At 66.5% G+C, this 20719-nt stretch carries 16 protein-coding genes; 11 read left to right on the forward strand and 5 right to left on the reverse strand.

The window, feature by feature from the left end; genetic code table 11:
- Positions 1-48: 48 nt before the first annotated feature.
- Together ACPEE1_RS01700 and ACPEE1_RS01705 are read right to left on the reverse strand one after the other, a co-directional pair.
- A complete protein-coding gene (locus ACPEE1_RS01700; protein ID WP_423935036.1) occupies positions 49-1125 on the reverse strand; it encodes an ABC transporter substrate-binding protein in 1077 nt (358 codons plus the stop codon).
- A 50-nt stretch (positions 1126-1175) separates the two neighbouring features.
- Positions 1176-2606 (reverse strand): FAD-binding oxidoreductase, encoded by a 1431-nt coding sequence (locus tag ACPEE1_RS01705; RefSeq protein WP_423935037.1) that lies wholly within the window; start codon positions 2604-2606, stop codon positions 1176-1178.
- A 293-nt stretch (positions 2607-2899) separates the two neighbouring features.
- Here ACPEE1_RS01705 and ACPEE1_RS01710 point away from each other — a divergent pair, with 293 nt between their 5' ends.
- Positions 2900-4114 carry an ABC transporter substrate-binding protein gene (locus tag ACPEE1_RS01710; protein ID WP_423935038.1) on the forward strand — a complete coding sequence of 405 codons (1215 nt, stop codon included), beginning with the start codon at positions 2900-2902 and terminating at the stop codon, positions 4112-4114.
- 111 nt (positions 4115-4225) lie between these two features.
- Positions 4226-6127, forward strand: coding sequence for an ABC transporter permease (locus ACPEE1_RS01715; protein ID WP_182344152.1), 1902 nt, complete (start codon positions 4226-4228; stop codon positions 6125-6127).
- 49 nt (positions 6128-6176) lie between these two features.
- Here ACPEE1_RS01715 and ACPEE1_RS01720 read toward each other — a convergent pair whose 3' ends face one another.
- The 3 genes from ACPEE1_RS01720 to ACPEE1_RS01730 form a co-directional block, all read right to left on the reverse strand.
- Positions 6177-6530, reverse strand: coding sequence for a signal protein (locus ACPEE1_RS01720; RefSeq protein WP_182344150.1), 354 nt, complete (start codon positions 6528-6530; stop codon positions 6177-6179).
- A gap of 143 nt (positions 6531-6673) precedes the next feature.
- A complete protein-coding gene (locus ACPEE1_RS01725; protein WP_182344148.1) occupies positions 6674-8269 on the reverse strand; it encodes a DUF3482 domain-containing protein in 1596 nt (531 codons plus the stop codon).
- Between the two features lie 22 nt (positions 8270-8291).
- Entirely contained in the window at positions 8292-9806 is a 1515-nt protein-coding gene (locus ACPEE1_RS01730) for a DUF2868 domain-containing protein (protein WP_423935039.1), read from the reverse strand.
- Between the two features lie 101 nt (positions 9807-9907).
- On the opposite strand from ACPEE1_RS01730, the gene trpB reads away from it, so the two are divergent.
- The 9 genes from trpB (at position 9908) to ACPEE1_RS01775 (ending at position 20715) form a co-directional block, all read left to right on the forward strand.
- Complete coding sequence (gene trpB / locus ACPEE1_RS01735) at positions 9908-11107, forward strand: tryptophan synthase subunit beta (protein WP_409935115.1); 1200 nt, start codon at positions 9908-9910, stop codon at positions 11105-11107.
- Positions 11108-11301: 194 nt separating this feature from the next.
- Positions 11302-12303 carry a LysR family transcriptional regulator gene (locus ACPEE1_RS01740; protein ID WP_116927601.1) on the forward strand — a complete coding sequence of 334 codons (1002 nt, stop codon included), beginning with the start codon at positions 11302-11304 and terminating at the stop codon, positions 12301-12303.
- A gap of 11 nt (positions 12304-12314) precedes the next feature.
- Entirely contained in the window at positions 12315-13802 is a 1488-nt protein-coding gene (locus tag ACPEE1_RS01745; protein ID WP_116927600.1) for a SidA/IucD/PvdA family monooxygenase, read from the forward strand.
- The gene (locus ACPEE1_RS01750; RefSeq protein ID WP_423935040.1) at positions 13799-14773 is read left to right on the forward strand and encodes an ABC transporter permease; all 975 of its coding nucleotides are present in this window, start codon (positions 13799-13801) and stop codon (positions 14771-14773) included. Before ACPEE1_RS01745 ends, ACPEE1_RS01750 begins: the two co-directional genes overlap by 4 nt.
- Entirely contained in the window at positions 14770-15708 is a 939-nt protein-coding gene (locus ACPEE1_RS01755) for an ABC transporter permease (protein ID WP_116927598.1), read from the forward strand. Before ACPEE1_RS01750 ends, ACPEE1_RS01755 begins: the two co-directional genes overlap by 4 nt.
- Positions 15705-16733: an ABC transporter ATP-binding protein gene (locus ACPEE1_RS01760; protein WP_116927597.1), complete on the forward strand. Its 1029-nt coding sequence runs from the start codon at positions 15705-15707 to the stop codon at positions 16731-16733. The genes ACPEE1_RS01755 and ACPEE1_RS01760 overlap by 4 nt, the downstream gene beginning before the upstream one ends.
- A gap of 5 nt (positions 16734-16738) precedes the next feature.
- Positions 16739-17767: an ABC transporter ATP-binding protein gene (locus tag ACPEE1_RS01765; RefSeq protein ID WP_423936374.1), complete on the forward strand. Its 1029-nt coding sequence runs from the start codon at positions 16739-16741 to the stop codon at positions 17765-17767.
- Positions 17768-17839: 72 nt separating this feature from the next.
- Positions 17840-19408, forward strand: coding sequence for an ABC transporter substrate-binding protein (locus ACPEE1_RS01770; RefSeq protein WP_423935041.1), 1569 nt, complete (start codon positions 17840-17842; stop codon positions 19406-19408).
- Positions 19408-20715: an acyl-CoA thioester hydrolase/BAAT C-terminal domain-containing protein gene (locus tag ACPEE1_RS01775; protein ID WP_423935042.1), complete on the forward strand. Its 1308-nt coding sequence runs from the start codon at positions 19408-19410 to the stop codon at positions 20713-20715. Before ACPEE1_RS01770 ends, ACPEE1_RS01775 begins: the two co-directional genes overlap by 1 nt.
- Positions 20716-20719: the final 4 nt, after the last annotated feature.

Below are 20719 nucleotides of genomic sequence, written 5' to 3' on the forward strand. Positions count from 1 at the left end.
ACGGTGTGCCGTGCCTCAGCAGGTTTGGTCATCACTGGCGCGCAGCGCTTACTTGAGCACCCAGCCGTTGAACTTCTCGATCACTGCAGCCTGGTTGGCCACCCAGTACTTGGCATCGATCTGCACGCCGTTCTTGATGTTGTCGGGATAGGTGGGCGATTCCTTGGCCAGCTCGGGCTTGATGAACTTGAACGCTTCTGGCTGGGTCACGCCGGCGGCAAAGTACTGGGTCAGCGAGGCCATGCGCTGGGGCTCGGACGCGAACTTGATGAACTCGCGGCAGGCGTCGGCATTGGGCGTGCCCGCCAGGATGGACCAGCTGTCCACGCCCCAGATGTTCTGGTTCCAGACGATGCCGATCTTGGCGCCATCGGCATTGGCCGATTGCGGCCGCGACACCCAGGTGGCGATCATGTCGACTTCGCCGGACTTGAGCATCTGCTCGACCTGGGCGCCGGAGTTCCACCAGACATCGATCTTGGGCTTGATCTGGTCCAGGGCCTTGAAGGCGCGGTCCAGATCCAGCGGGTACAGCTGCGAAGCAGACACGCCCGAGGCCATCGCCGCCTGCTCCAGCGTGTCAAACGGGTGCTTGCGGATGCCACGGCGGCCGGGGAAGTCCTTGACGTTCCAGAAATCGGCCCAGGACTTGGGCGCGGCGCGGCCCCTGAAAGCCTCTTCGCGGTAGGCCAGCACGGTGCTGTAGACATTGGTGCCCACGCCGTAGGGCGACATGTACTGCGCCGGGATGGTCTTGACGAAGGGGTCGTTTTCCAGGCCGTGCTTTTCCAGCAGCACCTTGCCGCCTTCGGTCAGCAGCAGGATGGCCGGCTGGCTGATCTTGGCCATGTCCCAGGTGTAGTTCTTGGTCTCGACCATGCTGCGGATCTGCGCCACGGGCTCGGCCGTTGCCTGCACCCCCACCACTTCGATGCCGGTCTTCTGCGTGAAAGGCTTGTAGTACACCGCGCCATAGGCCTTGGTGTAGATACCGCCGTCATCACGCACCACGATACGCTTGGACGTGGCACGGGCATAGCGCAGTACGGCAGGTGCAGCAATCAGGCCTGCGCCAGCCACGGCCGCCTTCAGTGCGGTGCGACGGGAGGTAGTGATCTCAGTCATAAAGTGTCCTTTCGAAGGAAGAGGCAGGGGAAGTCAAGGGAGGGAGGGGATCAGGGAGCGGGCGGCAGCAGGCGCGCGGGGTTGAAGCGCTGCTGCGGATCGATGGCGCGTTTGATGGCCTGCATCAGATCGAGCTCGACGGCGGGCTTGAACAGCGCCATCTCGTCGGTCAGCACCTGGCCGATGCCATGCTCGGCGCTGAAGGTGCCTGCCAGCGCGCAGGCCACTTCGTTGACGGCCTGCTTGACGCGGTGCGAGAGCTGGTCCTGCTCAGCGGGCGAGAGCGCCTGCCACTGCGCAAACTGCATCTGCGGGATGAAGTGCACATTGCCGTCGCCCAGGTGGGCCACGATGATGATGGGCGCGCCCGGCACGATGCCGTGCGCGGCGGCCGTCGCCTGGGTGATGAACGCCGGGATGGCCGACAGCGGCACCGCCGGGTCGGTGTTGATGCCGATGCCGGCCTTCTTGTTGCCTTCGGAGACGCTGTGGCGCACCTCCCACCAGTCGGCCTGTTGCTTGCCATTGGTGGCGATGGCCGCATCCAGCAGCAGGCCCTCTTCGGCGGCGGCCGACAGCGTCTCTTCGAGCGCAGCGGACAGCAGCGCCTCGTCACAGGTGTCGGTCAGCTCCACCAGCACATGCCAGGGGTAGCTGGGGCTGAGCGGCGCGCGGCGGTCGGCCACATGGCCCAGCACAATGTTCAGCTGCACATCGTTGAGCATCTCGAAAGCCGACAGCGAGGCGCTGCAGCGGCTCTGGAACCGGGCCAGCATGGCGATGGCCGCCTGGGGCGATTCCACCGCCAGCCAGGCCATCGCGCGCGCCGTGGGCAGCGGGTGGAGCTTGAGCGTGGCGCCGGTAATGATGCCCAAAGTGCCTTCTGAGCCAATGAACAAATGCTTGAGATCAAAGCCGGTGTTGTTCTTGCGCAGGCCGTAGAGCCCTTCCCAGATGCGGCCATCGGGCAGCACCACTTCGAGGCCCAGCACGTTCTCGCGGGTATTGCCATAGCGCAGCACGCCCGTGCCGCCGGCATTGGTTGCGATATTGCCGCCGATCTGGCAGGAGCCTTCGGCGCCCAGGCTCACCGGGTAGAGGCGCCCATGGCTGCGGGCGGTCTCCTGCACGGTCTGCAACACGCAGCCGGCATCGACCACCATCGAGTTGTTGGCCGGATCGACCGCGCGCACCTGGCGCATGCGGCCCAGGTTGATGACCACGGTCTCGGGCAGATCTGCACGCGGAATCGCGCCTTCGCAGAGGCTGGTATTGCCGCCCTGGGCCACGACCGGCACCTGCGCTGCATGGCAGATCCGGACCACCTCCGCCACCTGCGCCGTCGTCGACGGGAACAGCACGCACTGGGCCTGGCCCTGGTAGCGGCCGCGCCAGTCGGTCACATGGCCGGCCAGGTCCTGCTGGCTGCGGAGAACTGCGCTATCACCAAGCAACGCGATGAAGGTCTGAATCAATGCCATATGCCCACGGGTCCAAAGTCTGGGAGAGGAACCGATGATCGCTAATTCTTAATAAGATTAGTATTAGATGAAATACGAATACATGTGATCGAATGGCAATTAGTCAAAATCTGGCTAGGGCGCCGCAGGCCGCAAAACCTGTCGCACCAAGCGGTCAAAAACGAATCTGCATCCGCATGCGGGCAGCCCTTTGCAGCTCGGGGCGTTCACAGCGCGCGGAAGCCGTCACAATAGCGGCCTGACTGTCAGCGCCTGCCTCCGCTGTGGGGCCGGTCTCACCTGGAGACTTTTGCATGCCTATTTCTGCCCGCTACCGTCTGTTGTCCCGCACGGCCAGTGCGCTGGTGCTCGCTGGTCTGGGGGCCTCGGCTGCCCAGGCGGCCGGTGTCATCAAGATCGGTGAGATCAACAGCTACAAGAACCAGCCCGCTTTTTTGGAGCCCTACAAGCGCGGCATGGAGCTGGCGGTGGACGAAGTCAACCGCGCAGGCGGCGTGAACGGCAAGAAGCTCGAGCTGATCACGCGCGACGACAATGCCAACCCGGGCGATACCGTGCGCGTGGCCGAGGAGCTGATCGCGCGCGAAAAGGTCGATGTGCTGGCCGGCGGCTTTCTGTCGAACACCGGCATGGCACTGACCGATTTTGCCAAGCAGCGCAAGTTCTTCTACCTCGCTACCGAGCCGCTGACGGACAAGATGGTCTGGAGCAATGGCAACGCCTACACCTTCCGCCTGCGCCCCTCCACCTACATGCAGGTGTCGATGCTGGTCGAAGAGGCGCTCAAGCTCAAGAAAAAGCGCTGGGCTCTCGTCTACCCCAACTACGAGTACGGCCAGTCCTCAGTCGCCACCTTCAAGGCCAAGATGAAGGCGGCCCAGCCCGATGTGGAGTTCGTCACCGAGCAGGCCACCGTGCTGGGCAAGGTCGATGCCGGCAGCGTCGTGCAGGCGCTGGCCGATGCCAAGCCCGATGCGATCTTCAATGTGCTGTTTGCCACCGACCTGACCAAGTTTGTGCGCGAGGGCAATACGCGCGGCCTGTTCAAGGACCGCGAGGTCGTCAGCGTTTTGAGCGGCGAGCCCGAATACCTGGACACGCTCAAGGCCGAAACGCCCAATGGCTGGATCGTCACCGGCTACCCCGTGCACACGCTGAAGACGCCCGAGCACAAGGCCTTCTTCGACGCCTACCAGGCCAAGTACAAGGACTACCCGCGCCAGGGCTCGGTCGTCGGCTATGCCGGCATCAAGTCGCTGGCCGAGGGCATCAAGAAGGCCGGCAACACTGACACCGAGGCGCTGATCAAGGCCTTTGAAGGCCTGCAGGTCGTGTCGCCGTTTGGCCCGATCACCTGGCGCGCGCAGGACCACCAATCGACCATGGGCGCCTATGTGGGCAAGCTCAAGAACGTGGGCGGCAAGGGCGAGCTGGTGGACTATGTCTACCGCGATGGCAAGGACTACCTGCCCAGCGATGACGAAGTGCGCAAGATGCGCCCGCAGTAAGCTGATGGAACGCTGCCTGGCCCCCGCAAGCGCCGCAGGTCGGTGGGCGCGCATGCCCCGCTGGCTGGGGCGGCAAGACGGCCAGGCATGGCGACAAGCGCAGGGAGGCGCATGAGTTTTTCCGGTCTGCTGGTGCAACTGCTCAATGGCCTGGCCGGCGCCTCGTCGCTGTTTCTGGTGGCCGCCGGGCTGTCGCTGATTTTTGGCGTCTGCCGCATCGTCAACTTTGCGCATGGGTCCTTTTACATGGTGGGGCTGTACGCGGCCTATGCGCTGGCCGAGGCCATGGCGCCCCTTGGGGGCGGCTGGGGTTTTTGGCTGTCGCTGCCGCTGTCGGCCATCGCCGTCGGGCTGCTGGGCGGTGTGGTGGAGGTGCTGCTGCTGCGCCGCATTTACAAGGCGCCCGAGCTGTTTCAGCTGCTCGCCACATTTGCGCTGGTGCTAGTGATCAAGGATGCGGTGCTGTGGCTGTGCGGGCCCGATGAGCTGCTGGGCCCGCGCGCGCCGGGGCTGGGCGGCGCGGTCGATATCCTGGGCCGCGCCTTTCCAAGCTATGACCTGTTCTTGATCGCGGTGGGCCCACTGGTGCTGGGTGCCACCTGGCTGCTGCTGCACCGCAGCCGCTTTGGCATGCTGGTGCGCGCCGCCACGCAGGACCGCGAAATGGTGGGCGCTTTGGGCGTGCGCCAGGCCTGGCTGTTCACGGCGGTGTTTGCGCTGGGCGCCGCGCTGGCCGGGCTGGGCGGCGCGCTGCAGCTGCCGCGCGAACCGGCCACCCTGGAGCTCGATCTGCAGACCATTGGCTCGGCCTTTGTCGTGGTGGTGGTCGGCGGCATGGGCTCGCTCACCGGTGCCTTTGTCGCGGCACTGCTGGTGTCCACCGTCAAGGCGCTGTGCATCTGGCTGGGCGTGGTGCAGATCGCCGGTATCGATATTGCGTTTCCGCAGCTGACCTTGGTGGCGGACTTTTTGGTGATGGCCGTGGTGCTGGTGCTGCGCCCCTGGGGCCTGCTGGGCAAGCCGCAGGCCGCGAGCCGCAGCCAGGGCCTGCGCGAGCAGCCGCTGCGCGCCCCCCCGCCTGCCTTGAAAGCCGTGGGAGCTGCTGTGCTGCTGGCCTTGCTGGCGCTGCCCTGGGCGGTCGATGCGCAGTCCTACACCCTGGTGCTGATGGTGGACCTGGTCATTGCCGCGCTGTTTGCGACCAGCCTGCATTTCTTGATGGGGCCGGCAGGTCTCCATTCCTTTGGCCATGCGGCCTTCTTTGGCCTGGGCGCCTATGGTGCGGCGCTGCTGCTGAACGCGGCGGGCCTGCCGATGCTGTGGGCGCTGCTGCTGGCGCCACTGCTGGCGGCCTTGGGCGGCCTGTTGACCGGCTGGTTTGCGGTGCGGCTGACGGGCGTGTATTTCTCGATGCTGACCCTGGCCTTTGCGCAGATCATCTGGGCTACCACCTTCCAGTGGGATTCGGTCACCGGGGGCAGCAATGGCCTCACGGGTGTCTGGCCGGCGGCCTGGCTGGAGGACAAGCGCTGGTTCTACCTGCTGACCCTGCTGCTGGCCACCGCTGGCGTGCTGGCGCTGTGGCGGGTGCTGTATGCGCCGCTGGGCTATGCGCTGCGTGCCAGCCGCGACGCACCGCTGCGCGCCGAGGCCATCGGCATTGCGGTGGCGCGGGTGCAGTGGATGGGCTTTGTGCTGGCTGCCTCGGTGGCCGGGCTGGCGGGCGCCTTGTTTGCGTTCTCCAAGGGCAGCATCTCGCCCGAGACCATGTCGGTGGCCAAGTCCGTCGATGGCCTGGTCATGGTGCTGCTGGGCGGTGTGCAGACCTTGGTGGGGCCGATTCTGGGCGCCTTCAGCTTTACCTGGCTGCATGACGCCATGGCGCGCAACACCGACTACTGGCGTGCCACCTTGGGCGCGGTGATTCTGCTGCTGGTCTTGCTGTTCCCCCAGGGCATTGCCGGCTACGGCAAGCGCTGGTGGCAGTGGCTGGTGCAGCGCCGGGCAGCGTAAAAAACCCTGCGGGTTTGCGCAGGGTCTGGGTGGTGCGGGGCGGCGCCGATCAGCTGTTGCAGGCCTTGCTGCCCTTGGCCGGTTGGATGCCCTTGGCTTTCGCATCTGCCACCGTCATGTACTCGCCTTGCTTGGTGGTGCCGTAGTAGCGGTCACCTTGGCAGTGGTAGATCTTGGAGCTGGTATTGGCCCAGACCTTGCCGGCACCGCCGCCAGGGGCGGGGGTCTTGGCCTTGTCGGCAGCGGCCGCTGGCGCTGCTGCTGCGGGGGCCGCCGGCGCGGCCTTGGCGGCAGGGGCTGGTTTGGCCGCCGGTGCCGTGCCCGCTGCCGGTGTCTGGGCAAAAACTGCCGCTGTGCTGCACAGGGCGATACCGCTGATCCAGGCTTTCCAGGTATTGCGCATAGAACTCTCCTGTCGTTTTGTTTCAAGGGATGCCGGGCCTCAGGGCCATGGCACCCCCATGCTGCGACGGGCACCTGCAAAAAACAACCGGGTCAATGCGGATATATGTTTTTTATCGTCATTAATTTTGTAATTGCTTGTTTTTATTGATTGTTGGCATGAGCACTGCCTGCCGGTCGATCCATGTCGGGGTACAGGCGGCCTAGCGCCTGGTGCAGGCATTCACCGAGCTGCAGCTGCAGCGCCTGCAAGTGGGCGGCGCGCGCCTCGTCGCTCAAACCGGCATCGGCGGCCAGGCTGCCCAGCGCCTTCCACTGCTGCTGCCATTGGGTGGCGCGGTGCTGCACGGCGGCCTGCACGGCCTCGCTCCACTGCGCCGGCGCGCTGGGGCTGGTGTAGCGCCCGCGTCCCCGGCCAAAGTGCGAGATCACCAGGTACTTGAGCAGCAGCTGGCCGGTCAAGGCGCTCAGGTACTCGGGCGAGAGGTGAAAGCGCTGGGCCTGCTGGTCAAACATCTTGTTGGCGCTCCAGGCGGCACCGGCAAAGGTGACGGCACCCACCAAGGCGCCCACCAGCGCGCCTGCGCCCAAGGTCATGCCGCCGGCCACCATATCGGCGCCCAGGCCGGTTGCAGCACCAGCCGTGAGCGCGCCCCAGAGGCTGGCCGTCTGCGGATCAAGCGGTGTGCTGGTTTTCAGGTGGTCCTTGAGCTGCTGCTGGATCTGGCTGGCCGCCTGGCCATCGAGCTGGTGCAGCGCCAGCAGCGCCTGGGTGCTGGCCAGGTCGGCCTGCTGCAGGGACTGGGTCAGGCGCTGCATCGCGGCGGTCTGCTCGGGGCTGAGCTCGGCGCCCTCAGGACCACTGCCACGGATGGCCTGTGCAACCGAGCCGCTCACCTTGCTCCAGGCGCGCTGCCAGAGCTTGTTGTCGCTGGTCTGCACGGTCTCCTGCGCAGTGGCCGCCAGCAGCAGCTGCTCGGCCAGGGCCTGCAGGCTGGCCGCTTCGCGCGCTTGCTGGCGCTGTGCGCGGGTTTGCAAGAGGCGCTGGTAAGCCGGCTGCTTGGCATCGGGCAGCAGCGGCGCGATGGACTGCATCACCTGCTTTTCATGCCACCAGCTGCGTGTGAAGGCATCGAGCACCTGCACCGAGCGCACGGTGCCGGCAAACTCGGCCGTTGCCGCGCGCCAGCGCTGCAGGTCGGCGGCGGTTTGGGTGGCTGTGGTGTCACTGCCGATCTGGTTGAGCAGCACCAGCACGGGCTTGTCCATCCACTGCAGGATGCGCATCTCGCTGGCCCAGTAACCGGCGTCGGCCGGGTCTTCGGCGGCATTGACCAGGTAGAGCATCACATCGGCATGGTCACGCGCGGCCTGCAAGGCGCGCTGGCTCATGTAGAAGGGCTTGTCGCGCCAGCGGTCCCAGACATTGGACAGAAACCAGCCCAGCGGGTTGCCCTGCTGCTTCAAGCGGTTGTAGAGCCGCACCGAATCGCCAAAACCCGGCGTGTCCCAGAGCCACAGTTCATCGCCTTGCTCGGTGCGCTGCAGCAGGTATCGCTGCGATTGGCTGGTGACATGGGCGGCGTCCTGGACTTCGCCAATGTCCTCGGCGACCAGGGTGCGGGCCAGGGTGGTCTTGCCGATATTGGTGTGCGACAGCAGGCACCAGGCGATGGTCTGGTCGTTGGCTGCATCCGCTGCCTGCGGCACAGCGGCGGGGAGTGGGGGGGCGTTCGTCATCTCGGTCATCGTGCGGGTCTCGTCAGGTGCCGGTGGTGATCAGCTGCGCGTTGAAGCCGTGCTGCTGGGCAAATTCCTGCCACAGCGCTTCGCGCTCCTGCAGGCGGCGGGGGGCGCCGGCATTGCGGGCGGCAAAGTCACTGGCCCAGAGCCAGAGCTGGCCGTTGGCGCCAAAGCGGCTGCGCAGCTGGGCCAGCAGCTCGCCATGTACCTCGGCCTCGGGCGTGGCTGACAGGTTGATGAGCGCAATGGCCTGCGCAGCGGGCGCCAAATCGACGGCCGGCAGCGCAGCGCCATAGGCCAGCGTCGGCAGCCAGTCGACATGGGCGCCGGCGCCATACAGATCGGTCGCAAAGTGGTCGATCGCGGCGCGCCGCTCGGGCGTCACATCCATGCTGAACGGCAGCAGCACCAGGCGCGTGGCCAGGCCGCCAAAGTCGCGCTGCAGCCGGGCAAAGTAGGCCTGGTTCAGCGGCAGCTGCAGGTGCTGGCTGCGCCAGCGCGCGCGCAGCCCTTGCCATAGCGCCAGCAGCACACGCGGTACCACCACGGTGGCGCCCAGCAAGGCGGTATAGGCCCAGACCCAGCGCGCGCCGACACCGGAGGCGGGGGCTGCCATGGCCTGGGTTGCCGGGGCCGATGGCGCCGCGGGCAGGCTGCTGCTCACCCAGCCTTGCAGCGCCTGGATATCGGTCAGGCTCCAGGGCGTCGTCCACTGCAGCCATTGGGTGGGGGCGAACAGGAGGTTGAGCCAGTGCTGCACCTGCGGGGCCGACAGGAAGGTGCTCTCCCAGCCGACCTGGTATTCCTTGGTGAGGCCCGTGAGCCAGAGCGAGGCCAGTGCGCCCACGGCGACCAGCGCCGCGCCCAGGTGCAGCCACAGCAGCCATTGCGCATTGCGCACCCCTTCGCTGGCCTGCCACCAGTTGCGCTCAAAGCGCAGCGCCATCTTGCGCAGGCCGCTGCCGCGCAGCGCAGGCATGGCCTTGCCGCGCAGGCGGGCGATCCAGCCGGGGTGCTCATCGGCAGCAGCCGCGCTGGGTGCCGTGCCGGCTGGCGTGGGCTGTGCGGGCTCCCAGGGCGCCACGCGCGCTGGCTGGCGCCGTGCCAGGCGCAGCAGGCTGCGCAGCAAGAGCACGGTGTACATCAGCAGGTTCCACAGCACGATGCCCATCAGCGACAGCGACATCAGATCGACCCGGTGCGGATCGGTAATGCGGTGGCTGGCAAAGCCAAGGCACAGCGCCAGCAGGCCGATCGCCAGCGGTGCCCAGTGCGCCAGCCCCGGGGCATGCTGCCACAGCTGGCGCACATCAGCGGGCAACTGGCTGGCCTGGATGATGCGCTTGGCGCGCAGCTGCAGAAACTGGGCAAAGGCGGCCTGGCCGGCCTTGCCACCCAGCGCGGGCTTGCCCAAGGTGTGCAGCACCTCCTGCGTGATGGCCTCGCAGCGCGCAGCGCTGGGCAGGGCCTCATGGGGCGGTGAGGTCTCGATGGCATGGGCCAGGGCGATGTCACGAACGGCGTCAGCTTTCATGGCAGCTATTGTGGCATCGGGAAAACCTGCAAGGTTTTGCCTGGAGTGCTGTGGTATCAACAAGCTTTGCCTTCACAGAGATAAAGCAGCCTATGACAACCATGATGAACTTTGCTGAGATGCCCGATGCCAACGGTTTCTTTGGTGACTACGGCGGCCAGCTGGTGCCCCCGCATCTGAAAAAGGCCATGGACGACATCGCCGAGGCCTACGAGCAGATCGTGCAGCGCCAGGACTTCCAGGACGAACTCCAGCAGCTGTTCCAGGACTATGTGGGCCGCCCCAGCCCGATCTTCCATGCCCGCCGTTTGTCAGAGCAGCTGGGCGGCGCGCAGATCCATTTGAAGCGCGAGGACCTCAACCACACGGGGGCGCACAAGATCAACCACTGCCTGGGCGAGGCGCTGCTGGCCAAGTTCATGGGCAAGACCAAGGTGATTGCCGAGACCGGCGCCGGCCAGCATGGCGTGGCGCTGGCCACCGCCTGCGCGCTGGTGGGCATCCCCTGCGAGATCCACATGGGCCAGGTCGATATCGAAAAAGAGCACCCCAATGTCACCAAGATGCGCATCCTGGGCTGCAAGCTGGTGCCGGTGACCTTTGGCCAGGCGACTCTGAAGGAGGCGGTGGACAGCGCGTTTGAGGAATACCTCAAGGATCCGACGAACTACCTGTATGCGATCGGCTCGGTGGTGGGCCCGCACCCGTTTCCGAAGATGGTGCGCGACTTCCAGTCCATCGTCGGGCGCGAGGCGCGCGAGCAGTTCCAGACCCGGCACGGCAAGCTGCCCGACTATGTGGCCGCCTGCGTGGGCGGTGGCTCCAATGCGATGGGCATCTTTACGGCCTTTCTGCCCGATGCCAGTGTCAAGCTAGTGGGCGTGGAGCCAGCGGGCGAGGGCGTGGACCAGCCGGGCAAGCATGCCGCCACCTTGTCGGTGGGCAAGCCCGGCGCCATCCATGGCATGAAATGCTATGTGCTGGAGAACGCCGATGGCAGCCCTGCGGCCGTGCATTCCATCGCTTCGGGCCTGGACTACCCCGGCGTGGGCCCGCAGCACAGCTACTTGAAGGACCTGGGCCGGGTCGATTACCAAGCCGTGGACGACCAGGCCTGCCTCAACGCCTTCATGACCCTGTCGCGGGTCGAGGGCATCATCCCGGCGCTCGAAAGCGCCCATGCCGTCGCCTGGGCCATGGGTATCGCGCCGCAGCTGGACAAGGGGGTGAACATCCTCGTCAACCTCTCGGGCCGGGGCGACAAGGACGCCGATTATGTGGCCAAGAAGCTGGGGCTCTGAGCGAGTTTTGAGCTAGAAGCAGCCGGAAACGGCCGTCACGCAGGGAGCGCATGCTCCCTTTTTTGCGTGGCTACGGCATAGCGCAGGTCGCCTGGTACTCGGGTAAATACGCTTCTGCTATTTGGATATGTCTATTTAGTATTTGTGGATTGCATACTCGATAGCTCAGAATGCGGTTTTCGCATTCAATACCCATGGAACTTCGCCAGCTTGAGGCCTTCGCGGCCGTGATCTCGACCGGCAGCGTGACGGCCGCCGGGCGCATGCTGGGCCGCTCGCAGCCCGCGATCAGCCGCCTGGTGCAGGAGCTGGAGCAGGAGATTGGTTACGCGCTGTTCAGCCGCAACGGCCCGCGCATTACCCCGAATGAACAAGGCTTTTTGCTGTACGAGGATGTGGCCCATGCGCTGCACAGCCTGCAACAGATCCGCCAGCGTGCCCGCGAGATTGCAGGCGGCAGCCAACGCCCGCTGAACCTGCTGGCCACGCCGGCGCTGGCCGCGGGCCTGGTACCTGCGGCGCTGGCGCGGCTCGAAGGCGCGATGGCGCAGAGCATCTCGCACATCCAGCTGCGCAGCGCCTCGCCCGAGCAGGTGGCGCAAGGCGTGCTGACGGGGGCCGCCCAGCTGGGCGTGAGCAGCCTGCCGCTGGAGCACCGGGGCCTGCAGGTGCACTGGATTGGCCGCGCGCCCTGCGTGGCGGTGCTGCCCGAAGCGGACCCACTGGCCGCGCTGGACGTGGTGCCGCTTTTGGCACTGGCCGAGCGCCGCATCATCACCATGGCCAACCCCTACCGCTTGCGTGGCCGCCTCGATGAAGCCTTTGCCGCTGCCCGCCCGGGCGCGCAGCCGGGCGAGACCCAGTTCATGGAAACCAATGCTTCGGTCAATGCGATGGCCGCCGTGCGCGCCGGCCTGGGCGTGTCGGTGCTGGAGCCGGTGACGGCGCTGGGCCTGCCTTTGCAAGGCGTGGTGGTACGCCCGCTCGATACCGAGATCCCGTTTTTGTTTGGCGTGGTCAGCCAGCAGGCCACGCCGTGTACGCCTGCGATGGATGCGCTGTGCCAGGCCTTGACCGAGGTGGCGCAGGCGCTGCTGCCCGGCTTTGTACTGCATGACGCACGCGCCCACGCCGCGCTGCTGGAAGAAATGCTGCCCGAGGGCCAGCGGCCCGCTGCGGGCACACCAGAATTTTGAGAGAACCACGCATGAACGACGAACGCTTACTGCCGCCCCAGGGGCTGGCCGCACTCGAAGCCCGGGTGCGCCAGGACCTGGCCTGGCTGGACCTGCCCGCCAAGGACTGGCTGCCCGAGACCGCGCTGGAGGGCGAGCCGGTGCTGCCCGTGGCCATCATCGGCGGCGGCATGTCGGGCCTGGCCGCATGCGCGGCGCTGCGCTTCATGGGCGTGCCGGCCGAGATCTTTGACCAGTCGCCGGCGGGCTTTGAAGGCCCCTGGGCGACGACGGCGCGCATGGAAACGCTGCGCTCACCCAAGCAGCTCACCGGCCCGGCGCTGGGCAAACCGGCGCTCACTTTCCGCGCCTGGTTCGAGTCGCAGTTCGGCCTGGAGGCCTGGGAGGCGCTCGACAAGATCCCGCGCCTGCAGTGGATGGACTACCTGCGCTGGTACCGCCAGGTGCTGGCGCTGCCGGTGCACAACGGCCACAAGGTGCTGGCCGTGCGCCCACGCGGCGCCGATGGCGTGGTGCAGCTCGATCTGGAGACGCCCGGCGGCGCACGCAAGGTGCTGGCGCGCCATGTGGTGCTGGCCACCGGCCGCGACGGCCTGGGCGGCGCCTATGTGCCCGAGATGGCACGCAGCCTGCCGCGCGACCGTTGGGCCCATTCGTCAGACAGCACCGATTACGCCCAACTGGCTGGCCAGCGTATCGGCGTGGTGGGGGCCGGTGCCTCGGCGATGGACAGCGCAGCGACGGCGCTGGAGAGCGGCGCGGCCAGCGTTGATCTGCTGATCCGCCGCAACGACATTCCCCGCGTCAACAAGGGCAAGGGTGCCGGCAGCCCGGGCCTGACCCATGGCCACCTGCAGCTGCCCGACGACTGGAAGTGGAAGATCCGCCACTACATCAATGTGCAGCAGGTGCCGCCACCCCGGGGCAGCACCTTGCGCGTCTCGCGCCATGCCAATGCCCGCTTCAACCTGGGCTGCGCGATCGAGCGCATGGAATGGACCGGCGACGAGATCCGCGTCCATACCTCCAAGGGCGTGTTCCACCTGGACTTTGTCGTGTTCTCCACCGGCTTTCGCATCGACTGGAATGCGCGCAGCGAGTTTGCGCCCTTTGCCGCCCATGTGCGCAACTGGGGCGACCGCTACCGCCACCCCGAGGGCGAGGACGACCAGGAGCTGTCCGATTCGCCCGACCTGGGCCCGGCCTTCGAGCTGCAGCAAAAGATTCCCGGCGCCTGCCCGGGGCTGGAGCGCATCCATGCGTTCTCCTACCCGGCCGCGCTGACGCATGGCACGGTGTCCGGCGATATTCCTGCGATCAGCGTGGGCGCCGAGCGCCTGGCACAGGGCATCAGCAGCCGCCTGTATGCCGAAGATGTGCAGTGGCATTTCGAGAAGCTGCAGGCCTTCAGCGACCCCGAGGTGTTTGGCGATGAGTGGACGCCGGCTGAACCACCTGGCCAGGCCACCGCACTGCTGGACAAGGCGGGCGCACCATGATCGGCTGGCTGCTGCGCCGCCTTGCGCAGGCCGTGGTGGTGGTGCTGCTGATGACGGTCATCGTCTTCGTCGGACTGCATGCCATCGGCAACCCGGTCGATATCCTCATCGGCCAGGACGTGGACCAGGTCGAGCGCGCGCGCATCATCGCCCAGCTGGGCTTTGACCAGCCGCTGTGGCGCCAGTACCTGGGCTTTGTGGGCGGCGCGCTGCAGGGCAACCTGGGCGTGAGCTTTGTCTACAACGTGCCGGCGATCGAGCTGATTTTGCAGCGCCTGCCCGCAACCCTGGAGCTGGCGATTGCCGCGCTGGTCATCGCCGTGGTGCTGGGCGTGCCGCTGGGTTTGCTGGCCGGCCTCTACCCCGAGAGCTGGTTTTCCAAATCCATCATGGCCGGCAGCATCGTGGGCTTTTCGCTGCCCACGTTCTGGGTCGGCCTGATGCTGATCATGACCTTCAGCGTGTCGCTGGGCATGCTGCCGTCGAGCGGGCGCGGCCAGACGGTGGAGTTCCTGGGCGCGCAGTGGTCGTTTCTGACCACCGATGGCCTGCGCCACATGCTGCTGCCTGCGATCAACCTGTCGCTGTTCAAGATCTCGCTGGTGATCCGTTTGACGCGCGCCGGTGTGCGCGAGGTGCTGCCGCTCGACTATGTGAAATTTGCCCGCGCCAAGGGCCTGTCGCCGCTGCGCGTGGTGGGCCTGCATGTGCTGCGCAATACGATGATTCCGCTGGTCACCGTGCTGGGCCTGGAGCTGGGCTCGACCATCGCCTTTGCGGTGGTGACCGAGAGCATCTTCTCCTGGCCGGGCGCTGGCAAATTGATTCTGGACAGCATCAATGCGCTGGACCGTCCCGTCATCGTCTCCTACCTGGTGGTGGTGGTCTGCCTGTTTGTCACGCTCAATCTGATCGTGGATATCTTGTACAAGGTGCTCGACCCCCGCGTGCGCCTGGAGGGCGCAGCATGAGCGGCACCAACACCCCTGCCAACGCCCCCGTGGGCACGGCCCCGGCCGCGGCGCTGCGCCAGCCTTCGCCCTGGCGCGCGCATGTGGCCGATTTTCTGGCCTCGCGCCTGGCGCTGTTTGGCCTGATCGTCGCCGTCGTGCTGATCCTGGCGGCGCTCGTCGCGCCCTGGATCACGCCGCAGAACCCCTATGACCTGCAGCAGCTCGATGTGCTCGATGCGCGCCTGCCGCCGGGCTCAGCCAATGGGCTGGCCAGCTTCCACTACCTGCTGGGCACCGATGGCCAGGGGCGCGATCTGTACTCGGCGATTCTCTACGGCCTGCGCATCAGCCTGCTGGTGGGCGTGGGCTCGGCGCTGATTGCCGGCGTGGTGGGCACCTTGCTGGGCCTGCTGGCCGCCTATGCCGGTGGCAAGACCGACACGATCATCATGCGCGTGGTGGACCTGATCCTGTCCTTCCCCTCGATCCTGGTGGCGATGATGATCCTCGCCTACCTGGGCAAGGGCGTGGGCAATGTGGTGCTGACCCTGGTGATCCTGGAATGGGCCTACTACGCCCGCACGGCACGCGGCCAGGCCCTGGTCGAGCGCCGGCGCGAGTATGTCGAGGCGGCGCGCTGCCTGGACATCCCCAACTGGCGCATCATGGTGCGCCACATCCTGCCCAACTGCCTGCCGCCGCTGATCGTGATCGGCACCCTGCAGATCGCCCGCGCCATCACCCTGGAGGCCACCCTGAGCTTTCTGGGCCTGGGCGTGCCGGTGACCGAGCCTTCGCTGGGCCTGCTGATCTCCAACGGCTACCAGTTCATGCTCTCGGGCCAGTACTGGATCAGCTTCTACCCCGGCATTGCGCTGCTGGTCACCATCGTGGCGATCAACCTGGTGGGCGACCGCCTGCGCGATGTCCTGAACCCGAGGAACACCCGATGAGCAGCGTGCCCACCTTGCAGGTGCGTAATCTGCGCACCGAGTTTGCGACCCGCGCCGGCACCCTGCGCGCGGTCAACGATGTGTCCTTCACCTTGGAGCGCGGCCGCATCCTGGGCCTGGTCGGCGAGTCCGGCTCGGGCAAGTCCGTCACCGGCTTTTCCATCATGGGCCTGGTCGATGCACCGGGCCGCGTGACCGGCGGTGAGGTGCTGTTCCAGGGCCGCGACATCACCAAGATCAAGCCGCGCGAGCTGCGCCAGCTGCAGGGCAACCGCATCGCGATGATCTTCCAGGACCCGATGATGACGCTCAACCCCGTGTTGCGCGTGGACACGCAGATGATCGAAGCGGTGCGCGCCCACACCTCGGCCAGCAAGGCCCAGGCGCGTGAGCGGGCCCGCGAGACCCTGGCGATGATGGGCATTGCCAGCCCCGACGAGCGCCTGCAGGCCTACCCGCACCAGCTCTCGGGCGGCATGCGCCAGCGCGTGGCCATTGCGACTGCGATGCTGCACCGGCCCGATCTGATCATTGCCGACGAGCCCACGACGGCGCTGGATGTGACCATCCAGGCGCAGATCCTGTCCGAGGTGCAAAAGCTCGCGCGCCAGCAGGGCACGGCGCTGATCTGGATCACGCACGACCTGTCGGTGGTGGCCGGTCTGGCCGATGAAGTGGCTGTCATGTATGCCGGCCGCATCGTTGAGCAAGGCGGCGTCGATGCCGTGCTGGACAGCCCCCTGCACCCCTATACCGCTGGCCTGATCGGCAGCCTGCCGGCCAACAACCGGCGCGGCAGCCGCCTGCAGCAGATTCCCGGCATGACGCCCAATATGCTGCAGCTTCCTCCCGGCTGCGCCTTTGCCGCGCGCTGCACCCGCGCCACTGCCGCCTGCCAGGCCCAGCCTGAGCAGACCGAGCCGCTGCCCGGCCGCCTGGTGCGCTGCTTTCACCCGGCGCTGACCGCCAGCGCCCCAAGCACCCTTGGTGCCACCGCGCCGCAAGGCCTGGAGGCCCGCGTATGAACGAGATGACGAATACCACAGCAGCCGACAGCGCGGCAGACACCCCGGTGGTCGAGCTGCGCCAGGTCAGCAAGCGCTTTGGCGAGCAAAAGCCGGGCATCGGTGGCCGACTGCTGCAAAGCCTGGGGCTGGAAAAGCCCCACCCGGTCACCCGCGCGGTCGACCAGGTCGATCTGCTGGTGCGCCCCGGCGAGGTGGTGGGCCTGGTGGGCGAATCCGGTTGCGGCAAGTCCACCCTGGGCCGCATCGCGGCGGGGCTGTTGCCCCCGTCCGATGGCGAGGTGCTGTTCTCCGGCAAGGCCATGGCCAGCCTGACGCCGGCCGAGCGCCATGTCGAGCGCCTGCGCATCCAGATGATCTTCCAGGACCCGTACGCCAGCCTGAACCCGCGCCTGCGCGTGGACGAGATCGTTGGCGAGGCGGCCCGTATCCATGGTCTGGTCGACCAGGCTGGTTTTGACGACTACGTCTGCGCGCAGATGGAGCGCGCCGGGCTCGACCCCGCGCTGCGCAGCCGCTACCCGCACCAGTTCAGCGGTGGCCAGCGCCAGCGCATCGGCGTTGCCCGCGCGCTGGCCGTGCAGCCCCGCATGCTGGTCTGCGATGAGGCGGTCGCCGCCCTCGATGTGTCGATCCAGGCGCAGATCCTGAACCTGTTCATGGACCTGCGCGAGCAATTGCACCTGACCTATCTGTTCATCAGCCATGACCTGGGCGTGGTCGAGCATATCTGCGACCGGGTGGTGGTGATGTACCTGGGCCGCGTGATCGAGACCGCGCCGGTCGAGGAGCTGTTTGCCCGGCCCAACCACCCCTACACCCAGGCCTTGCTGGCCGAGGTGCCGAACATGAACGCGCGCCACAAGACCTACTCGGCCATCCAGGGTGAAATCCCCAGCCCGCTCAACCCACCCAGCGGCTGCCACTTTCATCCGCGCTGTCCGCGTGCCATGCCGCGCTGCAAGGTGGAGGCGCCCCAGCTCAAGGGCATCGCCATCCAGCACCAAAGCGCCTGCCATTTGAACGACGCCTGAGCGCTCAGCTGAGCGCCGCCTTTTTCTCCGTATTTGTTCGAACCGTTTTCACAGTTTCACCAGGAGTTCGCCATGAAACGCATCATCGTCTCTTCCCTCACCGCTGCCCTGATGGGCGCTGGCCTGGCTGCCCATGCGCAGACCTTGAACATCGGCTTTGCCGACCCGGTCTCGTCGATGGACCCCCAGCTCAACAACCATGCCGGCGACCGCTCGGTGGACCTGCATTTCTGGGATCTGCTGGTGCAGAACAACCACAACAAGCTGCAGCCCGGCCTGGCTGCGAGCTGGAAGAACCTGGACCCCAAGACCTGGGAGTTCAAGCTGCGCACTGATGTGAAGTGGCAGGACGGCAAGGCCTTCAGCGCCGAGGACGTCATCTACTCCTACCAGCGCGCCCGCGCCGTGCCCGGCAGCGTGGCCACCTTTGCCGGCTACCTGCGCACCGTCGAATCGGTGACGGCCAAGGACCCGCACACGCTGATCATCAAGACCAACATCCCCAACCCCGATCTGCCGCTGAACCTGGCCTCGGTGCACATCGTCAGCAAGCATGTGGGCGAAAAATCGGCCACCGAAGACTACAACTCGGGCAAGGCCATGGTCGGCTCGGGCCCTTACAAATGGGTGTCCTACACGCCAGGCGACCGCGTGGTGATGCAGCGCAACGATGGCTACTGGGGTGACAAGCCGATCTGGGACAAGGTCAACTACCGCTACATCAACAATGCCGCATCGCGCACCGCTGCGCTGCTGGCCGGCGATGTGGATGTGATCGACAAGGTCTCGGTCTCTGATCTCGCGCGCCTGAAGAATGCGCCCAATGTCACCGTCTACCCCTATGACGGCCTGCGCGTGATGCTGCTGCAGCCCAGCTTCAACCCGGCGCCCAATGCCTATATCACCGACAACGCCGGCAAGCCGCTGGCGAAGAACCCGCTGCTGGACCAGCGCGTGCGTGAGGCGCTGAACCTGGCGATCAACCGCGGCGCCATCGTCGACCGCATCCTGCAGGACGCGGCCACCGAGGCCAACCAGTGGATGCCCAAGAACACCTATGGCTACAACCCCGACATCAAGAACATTCCTTTTGATGCCGCCAAGGCCAAGAAGCTGCTGGCCGATGCCGGCTTCCCCGAAGGCTTCAAGCTGACCATGCATGTGCCAAACGACCGCTACCCACAAGGCCCGGAAACCGCCCAGGTGGTGGCCCAGTTCTGGACCCGCATTGGCGTGAAGACCCAGGTGGAGGTGGTGCCTTGGGCCGTGTACTCGGGCCGCGCCAACAAGAACGAATATGCGATGAGCATGCTTGCCTGGGGCAATGGCACTGGCGAGGCCAGCTATGCGCTGGTGAACGTGCTGGCCACGGTCGATGCCAAGAAGGGCCTGGGCGCCTCCAACTGGGGCCACTACAGCAACCCGGCCGTGGACAAGGCGCTGACCGAATCCACCGAAGAGTTCGACATGGCCAAGCGCGAGAGCATCCTGCGCCAGTCGGCCAAGGTGGTGTCCGATGATGTGGGCATCATCCCGCTGTTCCACTACCGCAATATCTGGGCTGCGAAGAAGGGCCTGAAGGTCACCCCGTTCAGCAGCGACCGCACCACCGCATCGATGGTGACCAAGGTGGCACCCTGATGGTCCAGCTGTCCATCACGATGGACCAGGCGGACGCGCTGATCGATGTGGCACGCCACATCCGTATCGAAGGCGCCCAGCCCGGTGAGACGGTGGAGGTGACTGCCGAGACCCCGCGCAGCGGCGTGCTGTGGCGCTCGCAGGCGCGTTTCATCGCCGATGCTAAGGGGACGGTAGATCTGCGCCGCGATGCGCCCGTCTCCGGCAGCTATGCCGGTGCCGATGGCATGGGTCTGGTCTGGTCGCAAAGCCCGGTGGCATCCACCAGCCGCGAGCTGTTCAACCAGCCGGTGACCGATGCGCTGCTGACGACCTTGCAGGCCAGCACAGGCACTGCGCAGGCGCAGGCAAGCTTGAGCCAGCAGCTCGCAGCCCCCGGCGTGACCCGCCGCGAGGTGCGCGAGGACGGGCTGGTCGGTACCCTGTACCTGCCCGCTGGCCCGGGCCCGCACCCGGCGGTGATGATCGTCAACGGCTCGGGCGGCGGCATCAATGAGCCGCGCGCGGCGCTCTATGCATCGCGCGGCTATGCGGCCTTTGCGCTGGCCTATTTCAAGGCGCCGGGCCTGTCGCCCTACATCTCTAACACCCCGTTGGAGTATTTTGAAAAAGGCCTGCAATGGCTGCGCCGCACGGTGCAACCGGCGCATGACTTTGTCGCGCTCAGCGGCCAGTCGCGCGGGGGGGAATTGGTGCTGCTGCTGGGGGCGACCTTTGCGCAGCAGGTATCGGCCGTGGTGGGCTATGTGCCCAGCGCCTTTGTGCACAGCGGCCAGAACGCCTGCGACCCGCAGGTGGGGCGCGAAGGCCCGACCTGGCTGCTGGGCGGCAAACCGCTGACCCACATCTGGGAGAACAACCGCACAGCCAGCTGGGCACCGTTTGACGAAGGTCCATCGCCCCACCGCCATGAGCGCGCGATGCGCACCGCCTTGCTTGATGCCGAGGCCGTGGCGCGTGCGCGCATCCCGGTCGAGCGCATCCAGGGCCCGGTGATGCTGCTGTCGTCCACCGACGATGGCTCCTGGCCGTCGAGCGTGTATTCGCAGATGGTGCGCGACAAGCTGGCCGAGGTGCAGCACCCGCACGATGTGCAGTGGCTGGACTTTGAGCGCGCCGGCCACGCGATCCTGTTCCCCTATGTGCCGACCACGCAGCTGGTCTACGCGCACCCGGTCTCGGGCAAGGTCAGCACCGGCGGTGGCAACCCGGCCGACAACGCCCATGCCGATGCCGCGTCCTGGCAGGGCGTGCTGCAGTTTCTAGAACGCGCGGTGGCGGCCAAGGCCGGCGCTGCACAACCATAAATCC

It is taken from the genome of Comamonas sp. 23 (genome assembly GCF_049601575.1).
Classification (GTDB): Bacteria; Pseudomonadota; Gammaproteobacteria; order Burkholderiales; family Burkholderiaceae_C; genus Comamonas; species Comamonas squillarum.